Source organism: Streptococcus sp. 53, from assembly GCF_013276565.1.
Taxonomy (GTDB): Bacteria; Bacillota; Bacilli; order Lactobacillales; family Streptococcaceae; genus Streptococcus.
Genome location: NZ_VMLG01000026.1, coordinates 15,979 through 29,736, shown reverse-complemented (window position 1 = coordinate 29,736; position 13,758 = coordinate 15,979). Strand labels below are relative to the sequence as shown.

14 protein-coding genes are annotated in these 13,758 nt (G+C 42.2%); all 14 read right to left on the bottom strand.

From position 1 onward, the window contains the following. Window positions 1–1,476, bottom strand: a complete 1,476-nt coding sequence (locus HT722_RS08265; RefSeq protein WP_173278624.1) for a PTS galactitol transporter subunit IIC — start codon at window positions 1,474–1,476, stop codon at window positions 1–3. 47 nt (window positions 1,477–1,523) lie between these two features. After that, window positions 1,524–1,829, bottom strand: coding sequence for a PTS sugar transporter subunit IIB (locus HT722_RS08260; RefSeq protein WP_000590550.1), 306 nt, complete (start codon window positions 1,827–1,829; stop codon window positions 1,524–1,526). A gap of 38 nt (window positions 1,830–1,867) precedes the next feature. Continuing rightward, window positions 1,868–2,344, bottom strand: coding sequence for a PTS sugar transporter subunit IIA (locus HT722_RS08255; RefSeq protein WP_173252911.1), 477 nt, complete (start codon window positions 2,342–2,344; stop codon window positions 1,868–1,870). 400 nt (window positions 2,345–2,744) lie between these two features. After that, window positions 2,745–4,568 carry a translation elongation factor 4 gene (gene lepA / locus HT722_RS08250; protein ID WP_001047207.1) on the bottom strand — a complete coding sequence of 608 codons (1,824 nt, stop codon included), beginning with the start codon at window positions 4,566–4,568 and terminating at the stop codon, window positions 2,745–2,747. 78 nt (window positions 4,569–4,646) lie between these two features. Further along, window positions 4,647–5,375, bottom strand: a complete 729-nt coding sequence (locus tag HT722_RS08245) for a metallophosphoesterase family protein (protein WP_173278622.1) — start codon at window positions 5,373–5,375, stop codon at window positions 4,647–4,649. Between the two features lies 1 nt (window position 5,376). Further along, window positions 5,377–7,044: a DNA repair protein RecN gene (gene recN, locus HT722_RS08240; protein WP_173218493.1), complete on the bottom strand. Its 1,668-nt coding sequence runs from the start codon at window positions 7,042–7,044 to the stop codon at window positions 5,377–5,379. Between the two features lie 6 nt (window positions 7,045–7,050). Next, on the bottom strand, window positions 7,051–7,482 hold the full coding sequence (locus HT722_RS08235) for an arginine repressor (protein ID WP_001034401.1): 432 nt from the start codon (window positions 7,480–7,482) through the stop codon (window positions 7,051–7,053). Further along, complete coding sequence (locus HT722_RS08230; RefSeq protein ID WP_173278620.1) at window positions 7,475–8,290, bottom strand: TlyA family RNA methyltransferase; 816 nt, start codon at window positions 8,288–8,290, stop codon at window positions 7,475–7,477. The genes HT722_RS08235 and HT722_RS08230 overlap by 8 nt, the downstream gene beginning before the upstream one ends. After that, the gene (locus tag HT722_RS08225; RefSeq protein WP_173278618.1) at window positions 8,283–9,158 is read right to left on the bottom strand and encodes a polyprenyl synthetase family protein; all 876 of its coding nucleotides are present in this window, start codon (window positions 9,156–9,158) and stop codon (window positions 8,283–8,285) included. The genes HT722_RS08230 and HT722_RS08225 overlap by 8 nt, the downstream gene beginning before the upstream one ends. Then, on the bottom strand, window positions 9,155–9,367 hold the full coding sequence (locus HT722_RS08220) for an exodeoxyribonuclease VII small subunit (protein ID WP_000043226.1): 213 nt from the start codon (window positions 9,365–9,367) through the stop codon (window positions 9,155–9,157). The genes HT722_RS08225 and HT722_RS08220 overlap by 4 nt, the downstream gene beginning before the upstream one ends. Next, the gene (gene xseA, locus HT722_RS08215) at window positions 9,345–10,685 is read right to left on the bottom strand and encodes an exodeoxyribonuclease VII large subunit (protein ID WP_173278616.1); all 1,341 of its coding nucleotides are present in this window, start codon (window positions 10,683–10,685) and stop codon (window positions 9,345–9,347) included. Before xseA ends, HT722_RS08220 begins: the two co-directional genes overlap by 23 nt. Window positions 10,686–10,812: 127 nt before the next feature. Continuing rightward, window positions 10,813–11,451 (bottom strand): uridine kinase, encoded by a 639-nt coding sequence (gene udk, locus HT722_RS08210; protein WP_001181376.1) that lies wholly within the window; start codon window positions 11,449–11,451, stop codon window positions 10,813–10,815. Window positions 11,452–11,561: 110 nt separating this feature from the next. Continuing rightward, complete coding sequence (truB, locus tag HT722_RS08205; RefSeq protein ID WP_173278614.1) at window positions 11,562–12,440, bottom strand: tRNA pseudouridine(55) synthase TruB; 879 nt, start codon at window positions 12,438–12,440, stop codon at window positions 11,562–11,564. Window positions 12,441–12,450: 10 nt separating this feature from the next. Next, on the bottom strand, window positions 12,451–13,725 hold the full coding sequence (locus tag HT722_RS08200) for a DUF2130 domain-containing protein (protein WP_173278612.1): 1,275 nt from the start codon (window positions 13,723–13,725) through the stop codon (window positions 12,451–12,453). Between the last annotated feature and the right edge of the window lie 33 nt (window positions 13,726–13,758).

Below are 13,758 nucleotides of genomic sequence, written 5' to 3'. Positions count from 1 at the left end.
TTATTTTGCTTTTGCTGCGTACTCTTCGTTACGTTTGATCATTTGTTTTCTGTACCAAGCAAAGATACCGATATAGAATACAAGGAAGACTACAGCACCAAGGATTGCTTTGATATCACCAGTTGTAGTGTTACCAATTGTCCAACCAAGAAGTTTTTCGATTGGTCCTTCAAGAGTTGAGTGAGTGATCAATTGAGTTTCACTCACACCTGCTGGAAAGGCACCTACACCTTTAGCAAGTTCTGTTGCAAATGGTGCGATAAGTGTACCTGAAAGAAGGAAGAGTGGCAACAAGAGTGTTCCAAAGATAATCATACGGAGCAATTTACCACGTGTTACAACCAAGAGAGCTGGAGTAACACCCATAGCGATGATACCTGCAAGTGGCAAGATACCATTTCCGACTTTTGAAAGAAGCACCGCTTCAACCAACATAATTGGTGCAAGTACGTTGGCACAAGCCCAGATTTCAGCACGACCAGCGATGAATGGCCAGTCAAGACCGATGTTGAATTTACGTCCTTGAAGACGTTTAGTAGCAACGTTTGTAATACCTTGTGAAAGTGGTTCTACGGCTGCGATGAACCATGAACCGATAAGTGAGAAGAGTTCCAAAGATACACCGGCAGTCAAACCAAGAGACAACCATCCTCTGATAACAAGACGCCATTTATCTGCATCTTCAACCCCTGCAATTGGATGTGGAGTTCCCATAATACCGATAACGATACCAAGGATGAAACCGATAAAGAATTTAGAACCCCAGAAACCGATTTTCTTGTTCAATTTAGCAGCGTCAAAGTCATATTTATCAAGTCCTGGGAAGAATTTTTCAAAAATCTTATCCAAAACCATGATAACTGGGTTCATCATGTAGTTCATGTGAGTTGATGTCATTGGTGATGAACTTGGTGCATTAAGAAGGTCATCAAATGTAGGTTTCATCAAGTCAGAGTTGATAATTTTCAACACACCAACAAGTACGATAGCTGCTGTAGCAATAAAGAGTGAAACCCCTTGACTCACACCGTTGTTATCTGCATACCATTTAATCAAAAGACCTGTGATAGACAAGTGCCAGATATCGAAGATATCAACGTCAAGTGTATCTGTTTTCTTCATAGCAAGCATCACTACGTTGACAATCAACATGATGAGCAAGAAGTATAGTGTCCAAGCAGAACCCCAAGTGATTGTAGCAAGTGGTGCCCAACCAACGTCGGTAATACTCAATTGAATACCAGTATTTTCAACGAATTTTGCTAGTGATGCTGAGAAAGCAGTGTTGAGCATACCGATGATAGCACCGATACCAGTAAGAGCGATGGCAAGTTTGATACCACCTTCAAGCGCTTTGGAGAATTTCACTCCAAAAAGTAAAGCCAATACTGTCAAAATGATTAACATGATGACAGGTCCACCCATATCTAAGATGGGGGTGAAAAAGCCTTTGATTAGGTCAAAGATTGCATCCATAACAGTTCCTCCCTTTTTTATGTTATATGAATGTTAACAAATTAAAATTAGCTTAACCCGTGTTCTTTGATGGCTGCTTCAATATTATCATATACTGGAGCACTCATAGCTGGGATACGGAATAAGATTGGTCCAGCTTCGATAACTGGAATACCTGGGTCAAAACCAAGGTCTGTCGCAGCAATTGGTGTGAAGATGTCATAACCTTTGATAAGGTCTTCGTTAACGTCTTTGACCATGACTGCATCACAGTGCACATCGTAACCACGGTTTGAAAGTTCTTCTTCAAGAGCACTTTTAATTTGGTGGCTTGAGTTAACACCTGCACCGCAGGCAGCAAGAATTTTAATCATATGGATCTCCTCCGATTTAATATTTTTAATAGACAAGATTAAGAGATTGCTTCAGCTATATAAGCATAGAGGGCTTCTGGTTCAGAAATCTTTGATAGGTCTTCAAGATGACCATTTCCTGTAAAGAAGTCCATCAACTGAGCAAGAATGTTGGTTTGACTTGAACTCGAGTTATTGATGATAAAGAAGAGCAAGGATACTTCTACTTCCTTATCTGGCGCAATCATATTGTGGAAAGTCACCGGTTTCTCTAATCGAACGACCACAACTTTTTCAGCCAGATTATGAACAATATCTGTGTGAGGAATAGCCACATTCGGCAAATCCTTACCCAAAAATTCCATATCCAAGCCAGTTGGAAATGACTTTTCACGCGTGATCAAGGCTTCACGATAGGTCGGAGTTACGATTTCTCGTTCTTCCAATAAAGTTGCAACCTGATCAAAGAGATGTTCTTGATTATCCGCTTCTAAGCAAAACACAAGGTTTTTGTCAAAGAAATGATCTAATCCCATAAGTTTTTCCCTTCTTTCCATTAACTTTATGCCATAAGTATAACACTATATGAAATCGTTGTCAATAGTTTTCTGTTGATTTTTGTCTCTTTTTTTATATTTTTGTTGCGTTTATAGTTTGTTATATAAAAATAAACACACAAACAAATACTCCAAGCATTTTTTCTGTTCTAATACTAGAGCAAACTAGGAAGCTAGCCGCTGGTTGCTCAAAACACTGTTTTGAGGTTGTAGATAAGACTGACGAAGTCAGTGATCATATCTACGGCAAGGAGACGCTGATGTGGTTTGAAGAGATTTTCGAAGAGTATAGAAACTAAAAAAGCAGACCATCTAAGCCTGCTTTACTATTGATTCTTATATAAATTTCCTATGAACAAGGAAAGGCATTTCTGATAACTTATTCTTCATCCATACTCAAGACGCTGAGGAAGGCTTCTTGCGGAACTTCTACTGATCCGATAGCTTTCATACGTTTCTTACCAGCTTTTTGTTTTTCAAGGAGTTTACGTTTACGAGAAACGTCACCACCATAACATTTAGCAAGTACGTTCTTACGAAGGGCCTTGATATCAGTACGAGCGACAATCTTGTGTCCAATAGCCGCTTGGATTGGAACTTCAAATTGTTGGCGAGGGATGATTTTCTTGAGTTTATCAACGATGAGTTTCCCACGTTCGTAGGCAAAGTCCTTGTGAACGATAAAGCTGAGGGCATCCACCTTGTCTCCATTGAGAAGGATATCCATTTTCACCAGCTTAGATGGACGATACTCTGACAATTCGTAGTCAAAGCTAGCGTAACCACGTGTCGAAGACTTGAGTTTATCAAAGAAGTCGAAGACGATTTCGGCCAGTGGAATTTGATAGATAACATTGACACGATTGTCATCAATATAATCCATAGTCACAAAGTCCCCACGCTTACGCTGAGCCAATTCCATTACTGCTCCGACGAACTCCTGTGGTACCATGATTTGCGCCTTAACATAAGGTTCCTCAATGGTCGCAATCTTAGTTGGGTCTGGAAACTCAGATGGGTTAGACACATCCATAGACTCACCGTCGGTCAAATTAACTTTGTAAATAACAGACGGAGCTGTCATGATGAGGTCAATATTGAACTCACGCTCTAAACGTTCCTGGATAACATCCATATGGAGAAGTCCAAGGAAACCACAACGGAAACCAAATCCAAGTGCCTGAGATGTTTCTGGTTCAAATTGGAGACTAGCATCATTCAGCTGCAATTTTTCAAGGGCTTCACGTAGGTCATTGTACTTGTTTGACTCGATAGGATAGAGACCCGCAAAAACCATAGGATTCATCTGTTTGTAACCATGTAATGGCTCTGCTGCAGGATTGGTTGCCAAGGTAACGGTATCACCCACACGAGTGTCCTGAACTGTCTTAATAGAAGCTGCAATATAACCAACATCACCAGTCGCAAGGAAATCACGACCAACTGCTTTCGGAGTAAAAATACCAACTTCTGTCACATCAAAGGTCTTACCATTGCTCATAAGCTGAATCTTATCGCCAGGTTTGACCACTCCATCCATGACACGTACTTGAAGAATAACTCCACGGTAAGCATCGTAAACAGAGTCAAAAATCAAAGCCTTAAGTGGCGCCGTCACATCACCCGTTGGTGCGGGCACTTTTTCTACGATTTGCTCGAGAATTTCTTCAATACCGATACCAGCCTTGGCAGAAGCCAATACTGCTTCACTGGCATCCAAACCAATGACATCCTCAATCTCTGTGCGTACTCGCTCAGGGTCTGCAGCAGGCAGGTCAATTTTATTAATGACTGGCATAATTTCCAAATCATTGTCCAAGGCTAGATACACATTAGCAAGGGTTTGAGCCTCAATTCCTTGGGCAGCATCGACCACCAAAATCGCTCCCTCACAGGCAGCTAGCGAACGTGAAACTTCATAGGTGAAGTCTACGTGTCCTGGTGTGTCAATCAAGTGGAAAATATAAGTTTCCCCATCTTTTGCAGTGTAATTGAGCTCGATGGCATTTAGTTTAATGGTAATACCACGTTCTCGCTCTAAATCCATGCTATCCAAAAGCTGAGCCTGCATTTCACGGCTTGAAACCGTCTCCGTCTTTTCCAAAATGCGGTCTGCTAGAGTCGACTTTCCATGGTCAATATGGGCGATAATAGAGAAGTTACGGATCTTTTCCTGTCGTTTTTTCAATTCTTCTAAGTTCATGATTCTCTTCCTTTCAGGGTATCTATTTATTATAAATTGTTTTTGACATTTTGACAAGACCATACCCTGCTAGGAGTACTAATCTTCAGCAACAAAGCCGTCATTTTCGATAAAGTGGTGTTCTGTCATTCCTTGGTCTGTAAAGACAATCCCATGAAGGACACCACCATAAACAGCTCCTCCATCCATTCCAATCTTGCCATCTTCTGTAGTCCAAAGCTCAGCAGTACCACGCTCTTGCTTCAGCAAACCATAAACCGGTGTATGGCCAAAGACAATGGTTTTTCCAGTATGATTTTCGGCTTCGTGGAATGGTTTTCTAAGCCAGACTTTCTTGTAATCTGTGGTTTCATGCCAGTCATCCAAGGTCAAATCAATACCTGCATGAACAAAGATATACTTGTCTGTCTCTACCACAAAAGGCATTTGACGAATAAATTCTACCAAATCTGCCGCTTCAGTAGCAACACGCTTGGCATCCTCAACTCCATCAACTGGTGCATTCAAGGGACGACCTAGGATAGAGTTAATGGTTGTATCTCCACCATTGCGACGATAGTGGTCATAGCTTTCTTCTGGGTCATCGAGCCAAGTCAAAAACATATACTCATGATTTCCAGACAAACAGATTGCCCCTTGATTATCGACCAAGTCCTTAACCATCTCTAGGACACGGCGACTATCTTCACCACGGTCAATCAAGTCCCCTAGAAAGAGCAACTGGGTCTGACCATCCCATGTTTTGAGAAGGTTTTCCAGCATCCCAGCTTTTCCGTGAACATCTCCAATTACATAATAGTCTGTCATCTTATTTCTCCCTGTTTCTCAACAATTCTCTAGCTTGCGTCAGGGCTGCTTCCGTCACATCATCACCTGCCAACATCTTGGCAACTTCCTCCACTCGCTCTTCAACCGTCAAGAGACGAACAGTCGAAACTGTTGAATGGTCATTACTAATCTTCTCAATAAAGAATTGATAATCCGCAATCGCAATCACTTGTGGCAAATGGGAAATAGCCAGAACCTGACCATGCTGGCCAATTTTATGAATCTTCTGTGCAATTGCCTGAGCTACACGACCTGAAACTCCTGTATCCACCTCATCAAAGACTATGCTAGTCTTACCTTCTTTACGTGAAAAGGCAGACTTAATGGCTAACATGAGACGAGATAATTCCCCACCGGACGCAACCTTAACCAAGGGTTTAAAGTCTTCGCCAGGATTGGTTGAAATGTAAAACTCGACCATTTCATTTCCCTCACGACTGAATTTTCCCTTGCTAAAACGAACCTGAAACTGGGCTTTTTCCATATAAAGGTCTTGAAGCTCTTGTTTAATCTCAGCTTCGAGCTGCTGGGCCAAGTCATGACGAGCAGAGGCAAGCTGACCTGCCAAATCGACAAGATTGACTTCTAACTTCTTAAGCTCTGCTTCCATGTCCTCAGATGAAAGGTTATTTCCTGTCAAGAGATTGTATTCTTCCGTAATCTTGGCAAAATAAAGCAAGACATCGTCTACAGTCCCACCATATTTACGCGTAATGGTATGAAGGAGGTCCAAACGATTCTCAACCTGCATGAGACGATTGCCGTCAAAATCAAGATCCTCAATGATAGCTTCCAAACGTTTGCTAATATCTTCTAAGACATAGTAGGTCTCAGACAGAGAGCTTGAAATTTCACGGTATTCAGGGTCATACTCTTCGACACTTTCCATGTCATTCATGGCTGAACGAACATTGGCTAGACTCGAAAAGTCTTCATTGTCCAACATACTGTAGGCATTGGTCAGCGTATCCGCGATATTTTTATGGTTGAGAAGCTTCTCTCGCTCTTGGTTGAGAGCTAGGTCTTCTCCAGCCTGCAAGTTTGCTGCCTCAATCTCTGCCATTTGAAATTCCAACATTTCGATACGTGCCTTGTGTTCCTGTTGGTTTTTCTTAACTTCCAGAACCTGCTTGCGCATTTTTCGATAGGCATCAAAACTCGTTTGATAGGTTTCTTTCAAGTCCCAAAAAGCTGCATCGCCAAATTCATCCAACATTTGGATGTGCAGTTGAGGACGCATTAACTCTTCTTGGTCATGCTGACCATGAATGTCCACAAGATGTTGCCCAATAGCACGCAAAACAGACAGATTAACCATCTGGCCATTGACACGACTAATACTACGACCATTTTGCAGAATTTCTCGACGGATGATAATTTCATCACCCATTTCCAAACCTTGCTCATCAAAAATTTCCTGTAAAAGGCGACTATTCTCAACTGAAAAAAGCCCCTCAATCTCTGCCTTTGGCTCCCCATGACGAATAACATCTGTCGTCGCACGAGCTCCCAACATCATATTCATGGCATCAATGATAATCGACTTCCCTGCACCCGTTTCACCAGTCAGAACAGTCATTCCCTTTTCAAAATTGAGGGAAATAGCCTCAATAATGGCAAAGTTTTTTATCGAAATTTCAAGTAACATATAGACCTACCAATTTTTTACTTGTTCAAAGATTTCCTCAGCTAGACTTTCACTTCTGGCAATGACTAAAATCGAGCTATCATCAGCCAAACAGCTGAAAATCTTGTCCGCAAAAGTCTCGGTTAACTGAGCTTTTACAAAAGCCGTATTTCCTGGAATAACCTGGAGATTGATCATCTTATCCATCAATTCTGCCGATTCGATATTGTCTTCAGCTAGTTGCAAACTTTTTACGATTGATTTTGGCAATTCGTAGACATAGGTGTTGTCTCTCAAAGGAATTTTGACAATACCTAGCTCTTTGATATCTCGGGATACAGTTGCCTGAGTGGCAGTGATACCTGCTTCTTTCAAATGTTCTACGATTTCTTCTTGTGTACCGATTTGATAATCTGTCACAAATCGTCTAATTTTTTCAAGTCTCTCTTTTTTATTCATTTTTAAATTGACTATGCGCCCTCTCTACTACTTCGTCAATATCAGCAAGAACCTGATTGCTTGCTGACTCTTCTTTTTTCAAATACGCTAAAAACTCAATATTTCCATGTCCACCTTGGATGGGAGAAAAGTCCAATCCAAGGACTGAAAAGCCTTCCTCTACTGCCATAGCTGTTACAGATTCAAGAACATTCTGATGAACTTTAGCATCACGAATGATTCCATTTTTCCCAATCTGCTCACGTCCTGCCTCAAACTGGGGCTTAACCAAAGCCACAACCTGACCTTGATTAGCCAAGACACGGTGCAAGGCCGGCAAAATCAGACTGAGGGAAATGAAACTCACATCAATACTGGCAAAGCTCGGTTCCTGCTCAAAGTCAGTCTTTTCAGCATAGCGGAAATTAAACTGCTCCATGCTGACAACCCGTGGGTCTTGGCGTAATTTCCAAGCCAACTGATTGGTGCCAACATCGACTGCAAAGACTAACTCAGCACCATTCTGCAGCATGACGTCGGTAAAGCCCCCGGTAGAAGCCCCAATATCAATCGTGGTCGCACCATCCACTGACAAATCAAAGACCTGCAAGGCCTTTTCCAGTTTCAAGCCACCACGACTAACATATTTGAGTTTTTCACCCTTGAGTTTTAATTCGGTGTCATCTGGAATTTTCTCTCCCGGTTTGTCAAATCGTTCTCCGTTAAGAACTGCTACGACTAGACCAGCCATCACACCACGCTTGGCCTGTTCTCTCGTTTCAAACAAGCCCTGTTTATAAGCTAGTACATCCACTCTTTCCTTAGCCATTGATTCTCAAACTTTCTACTACTTTTACAATCGATTCTGTTTCAAAGGGAACCTGCTGGGCGATTTCTTCTAATTTGGCATTAGCTTGATCCAAAGTATGGTTACAAAAGACAATTGCCTCTTCCAAACCCAATAAGGCTGGATAGGTTGATTTTTCTGCCTGTAGGTCCTTTTGAGGCGTCTTGCCGATTTCCTCAAAACTAGCGGTCACATCCAGTACATCATCTCGAACTTGAAAAGCAAGCCCAATCAATTCACCTACAGTTTTAAGTTTCGCCTGCATCTCAGGTGCCAATTCGGCTATAATAGCAGCCGCTTGAAAGGGATAGGCTAGTAGTTTCCCAGTCTTATTAGCATGAATGGTCTGAAGTTCTTCCAAAGACAAATGCTGGTGTTCACCCTCCATGTCCAGAACTTGCCCAGCCACCATACCCAGACTACCTGAAGCAAGGGATAAGTTGGCAATCAAGTCCACCTTGATCTGACTTGGCAAATCTGCCTGCGCTATCAAAGCATAAGGATCTAGGAATAAAGCATCTCCTGCCAAAATGGCCATAGCTTCTCCAAATTTCTTATGATTGGTCAAACGTCCCCGACGGTAATCATCATCATCCATAGCTGGAAGATCATCGTGAATCAAGCTCCCTGTATGAATCATTTCCAAGGCCGCAGCCACCTGTGCATGTGCTGGTTTAATAGCCACCTGCAAGGCTTCCAACACTTCTAACAGAAGAAAAGGCCGAATACGCTTGCCACCAGCATGAATGGAATAGAGAACAGACTCTCGCAAACTAAAGGCAAACTGCTGGTCTCCATAAAAATCTTCCAGGACTGACTCGACAAGAGCTAATTTTTCTTGCTTCTTCATTCAAAATCACTTTCTGTTCCGTCTTCTTGCATAACCTTGACCAAGGTCTTTTCAGCCTTGTCCAGCGTCGCTTGGAGCTCTTTTGACAAGACCATGCCCTTTTGAAAGGCAGCAATCGCATCTTCCAGAGCAATTTCACCATTTTCCAAACTTTGGACAATGGTTTCCAGTTCTGCTAGATTTTCCTCAAATTTCTTTTGTTTTGACATCTTTAACCTCTAATTCTACTCGACCATCTCGCATCAAAAGCGTCACTTGGTCTTTTTTCTTCAAATTTTCAACCGAATCAACTACGGACTCTTCTTTTTTGACAATAGCATAGCCACGCGCCACGATTCGACTAGTATCCAACATCAGCAAGGCTTCCGAAAGTCGCTTGACTTCAGCAACCTTGGCATCATAAACCAGCGCCATTTGGCTACGGAGGAGCTTGTCCAACTGGCTTAAGCGGTCTTGATAGCGTTGGATTTTAGTTATAGGTGATAATTGTACCAATTGATGCGTCCTTGCTTGGACTAGTTGGTTGCTGTCAGAAATCCGTGTTCGCAAACTTTGTTTTAAGCGCAGTTGCAGTTGATCCAAGCGTTGCAAATAGCCATCATACAAACGTTCTGGTTGTCTAAAAATAACAGACTGACTGCATTTTTTCAAAGCTTCTTGTTTCTTCGATAGGACATTTCGGACTGCAGTCGCCATCCGTTTTTCTTGATTTTGTAAATGAGCTAATAGATCCAACTTGGTCACAGGTGTTGCCAGTTCAGCCGCTGCTGTTGGTGTGGCAGCGCGACGATCTGCCACAAAATCCGCTAAGGTCACATCCGTCTCATGTCCCACACTAGAAATGATTGGCAAACGAGATTCAAAGATAGCTCGTACCACAATTTCTTCGTTAAAGGCCCAGAGATCCTCGATGGAACCACCACCACGACCAATAATGAGCAAATCCAAATCGTCCCGTTGATTAGCACGCGCAATATTCCGTGCTATTTCCTCTGCTGCTCCATCTCCTTGCACCTTGGTCGGATAGAGAAGAATGTCGACACCTGGAAAGCGCCTGCTGACTGTCGTGATAATATCTCGAATAACGGCTCCACTGCGACTGGTTACTACACCGATTCGCTTAGCAAATTGGGGCAGAGGTTGCTTGAAGCGTTCTTGAAACAGGCCTTCTTCTGTCAATTTTTTCTTGAGTTGTTCAAACTGAATCGCAAGCGCACCAACTCCATCAGGCTCTGCCTTTTCAATGATGATGGAGTAGCTACCACTTGGTTCATAGACCTGCACACGCCCAATTACATTGATTTTCATCCCTTCTTCCAAATCGAAGCCTAATTTCTGATAAATCCCAGACCAGATGGTCGCTTGAATAACTGCATGGTCATCTTTTAGGGAGAAATATTGGTGAGTAGGTCGTTTACGAAAGTTGGAAACTTGACCAGTTAAATAGACCCGTTCCAAGTAAGGGTCTTTATCGAATTTCATTTTCAGATACTTGGTCAAAGTTGTTACCGATAAATACTTTTCCATCTCCACCTACTATTCATTTTCTTGCTCTTTCATAGGTATTATTATACCAAAAATATGCCTAAAAATCTTCATTTATGTACCATTATGAGGGAAAAATAGAAAAAGGAGGCAAGGCCTCCACATCTGTTTATTTACTATTTCTAGCTTCTTCCAAAATCTTTGCAATCTTGGTCGTCAACAGGTCAATAGCCACTGTATTGCTGACTCCCTCAGGAATGACGATATCAGCATAACGCTTGGTTGGTTCGATAAACTGATGGTACATAGGTTTGACCACACCTAAATACTGGTCAATAACGCTATCAAGGCTACGACCACGCTCTTCCATATCGCGCTTGATACGACGAATAATGCGCACATCGTCATCCGTATCCACAAAAATTTTGATATCCATCAAATCGCGCAGGCGCTTGTCCTCCAAGACCAAAATCCCCTCAACGATAAAGACATCTTGAGGCTCCTGACGATAAGTCTTACTACTCCGTGTATGCTCTGTATAGTCATAAGTCGGGATGTCCACCGGACGCCCTGCCAACAACTCCTTAATCTGCTCAATCATCAAGTCTGTATCAAAGGCAAAAGGATGGTCGTAGTTGGTTTTGACACGCTCTTCAAAGGTCAAATGAGACTGATCCTTGTAGTATGAATCATGCTCAATCATGGAAATCTTTTCATCAGGGAAATGCGATAAAATGGCTCTTGAAACACTGGTTTTTCCTCCACCAGAACCACCTGTCACTCCGATAATGATTGGTCTATTTTGCATGCTATCCTCCGTTTTTTTATCCGTCGTCTATTCTATCACATTTTTAGCAAAATTTATAGTCTGATTTGGATAGTCTAGGGGAAGAATTCCATCCCCAAACTCCAGTTAGATTAGATAAAAACCTTCCTTGGCTTGTAGAGATTGTCCCGTTTTTCTAGAATAGCTAACAATTTATCTCCTTCAAAAGCAGCTAATTCCTTATCCGACTGTTCTAACTCAATAAAACGACCAAAGCGTACTTCTGTAGCCTCTTCTTGAGTTAGGAAAACTTTGACAAGGTCGCCTGTCCCAATCTCTAAAGGATGGAGAAAGTCCAATTGGCCAGCCTCCACTTTTGCAGCAATTTCTTCCAAGCTAAGAGCGTCTTCTAGCTGTAAACCGGCTGCACTAGTACGAGTCAGATGTGACATATGAGCCGCATAACCAAGCTTCTCTCCCAAATCAACTGACAAGGTACGGATGTAAGTCCCTTTACTGCATTTTACACGAAAAGTAAAACGTGCTAGATTCCCCTCATAAGAAATCGGACTTGTCCGCTCAAATTGATAAATGGTAACCTGACGTTCTGGACGCTCCACTTCCTGACCAGCACGCGCATACTCATAGAGCTTGCGACCATTGACCTTGACTGCCGAATACATAGGTGGAATCTGAGTAATAGGCCCAATCAGATTGGCTATCGCTTCATCGACAAGCTTTTCATCCAAGGGCGACAAAACAGGTGTCTCTGCGACCACTTCCCCACTGGCATCCTCAGTCGTCGTGGAATAGCCCAGAGTGATTTCCCCCTCATAGACCTTGCCCTCGTCCTGCATAAACTCGACCATGCGTGTCGCCTTGCCAACCGCAATCGGCAAAACACCCACCACATCTGGATCCAAGGTTCCACCATGACCAATTTTCTTGGTTCCCAAAATCTTACGCAGTTTAAAAACCGCATCATGCGAGGTCATCCCCGCTTCTTTTTTTAAGTTGATAATACCGTTCATTTTTGCTTTCTCACTCCCCCTTCAATGCTTCAAACTTCGCTTTCATGGTTGGATTTTTACGGGTCAATTTTTTGACGGAAACATCTTCCAATTTATTGTTTGCGAGTCGAAGTTGGTTTTCAGATGTAGTTAGGAATTTCTTAACCTCTTCCATGCGTTTGATGGCCTTGTCGATTTCATCAATAGCTTTACCAAAATTGGTCGAAGCTGAATTATAGTTCTTGGCAAAAGCTACTTTAAAGGCATCCAAATCTTCCTCAAAATGCGTGATATCGATATTCTGCTCCCGGACAAGTGCCAACTCCTGCTTGTATTTTAAAGAATTAAGAGCCGCATTTCGCAAGAGCCCAATCAACTGGATAAAGAATTGAGGACGGACCACATACATCTTTTCATACTCGTGACTGACATCGACAATCCCTGTGTTAAAGTAATCGTTATCTGCTTCTAACATGGTCACCAAAACAGCATACTCACAGTTCTTCTCCCGACGATCCTTGTCCAATTCCTTATAAAAATCTGCATTCTTGTGCTTTTTCTCTGTTTCGTCAGCTTCATTCTTCATCTCAAACATGATAGAAATGATTTCAACCCCATTTTCATCACATTCACGGAAGATAAAGTCCCCCTTAGATCCACGCGCAGAAACCTTGTTATCCTTTTCAAAGTAAGCATTTGGAAAGGCGAAACTACGGACCTTATTAAACTCACTCTCTGCATAGTGTTCCAAACTTTCCCCGATAGCTTTTGTAGATTGTTGGGCTTTGAAATTCTTATAGAACTCGACCTGTTCACTAGCTGCCTTGAGCTGTGCTTCATAGTTTTGTTTAACAGAAGCAAGAGAAAGCTCATTTTCTTTTTCTTGTAAGAGAAGCTGGTTTTTGACCTGATCTCGTTCTTTTTCTAGGTCAGAAAGGGTCTTTTGTAGCTGATTTTCATGTTCCAAACGCACGGTCGCCAATTGGTTTTCCAAGGCCTGTACTTCCTTGTCCTTAGCCAATAAGGCCTGATGGCTTGTCTGTTCAACCTCTTTCTTGGCCAATTCTTTTTCTGTATCAAAGTTTTGGATTTGACTCTGCAATTGAGCAATTTCTTTGTCTTTTTGAGCCAGTTTAGACTGTTGTTCATTCATGGCCTTTTGCTCAGCCAAGGCCAGTTCCTGCTTCATTCGATCATGTAGTTCCTTATCAAACTCTGCTGTTCTCACTTGAGACAAAAGTTCACCATACTGACTTTCATTTACTGTAAAGACTTCCCCACAGTTGGGACATTTGATTTCGTTCATATCGTTCCTCTTTCTAGACTTCTTTATCCATTA

What these genes read in the sequence shown, in the direction of transcription:
- HT722_RS08265 (WP_173278624.1), bottom strand. Translation starts at nt 1,476, where the DNA reads ATGGATGCAATCTTTGACCTAATCAAAGGCTTTTTCACCCCCATCTTA.
- HT722_RS08260 (WP_000590550.1), bottom strand. Translation starts at nt 1,829, where the DNA reads ATGATTAAAATTCTTGCTGCCTGCGGTGCAGGTGTTAACTCAAGCCAC.
- HT722_RS08255 (WP_173252911.1), bottom strand. Translation starts at nt 2,344, where the DNA reads ATGGGATTAGATCATTTCTTTGACAAAAACCTTGTGTTTTGCTTAGAA.
- lepA (WP_001047207.1), bottom strand. Translation starts at nt 4,568, where the DNA reads ATGAACTTAGAAGAATTGAAAAAACGACAGGAAAAGATCCGTAACTTC.
- HT722_RS08245 (WP_173278622.1), bottom strand. Translation starts at nt 5,375, where the DNA reads ATGACAGACTATTATGTAATTGGAGATGTTCACGGAAAAGCTGGGATG.
- recN (WP_173218493.1), bottom strand. Translation starts at nt 7,044, where the DNA reads ATGTTACTTGAAATTTCGATAAAAAACTTTGCCATTATTGAGGCTATT.
- HT722_RS08235 (WP_001034401.1), bottom strand. Translation starts at nt 7,482, where the DNA reads ATGAATAAAAAAGAGAGACTTGAAAAAATTAGACGATTTGTGACAGAT.
- HT722_RS08230 (WP_173278620.1), bottom strand. Translation starts at nt 8,290, where the DNA reads ATGGCTAAGGAAAGAGTGGATGTACTAGCTTATAAACAGGGCTTGTTT.
- HT722_RS08225 (WP_173278618.1), bottom strand. Translation starts at nt 9,158, where the DNA reads ATGAAGAAGCAAGAAAAATTAGCTCTTGTCGAGTCAGTCCTGGAAGAT.
- HT722_RS08220 (WP_000043226.1), bottom strand. Translation starts at nt 9,367, where the DNA reads ATGTCAAAACAAAAGAAATTTGAGGAAAATCTAGCAGAACTGGAAACC.
- xseA (WP_173278616.1), bottom strand. Translation starts at nt 10,685, where the DNA reads ATGGAAAAGTATTTATCGGTAACAACTTTGACCAAGTATCTGAAAATG.
- udk (WP_001181376.1), bottom strand. Translation starts at nt 11,451, where the DNA reads ATGCAAAATAGACCAATCATTATCGGAGTGACAGGTGGTTCTGGTGGA.
- truB (WP_173278614.1), bottom strand. Translation starts at nt 12,440, where the DNA reads ATGAACGGTATTATCAACTTAAAAAAAGAAGCGGGGATGACCTCGCAT.
- HT722_RS08200 (WP_173278612.1), bottom strand. Translation starts at nt 13,725, where the DNA reads ATGAACGAAATCAAATGTCCCAACTGTGGGGAAGTCTTTACAGTAAAT.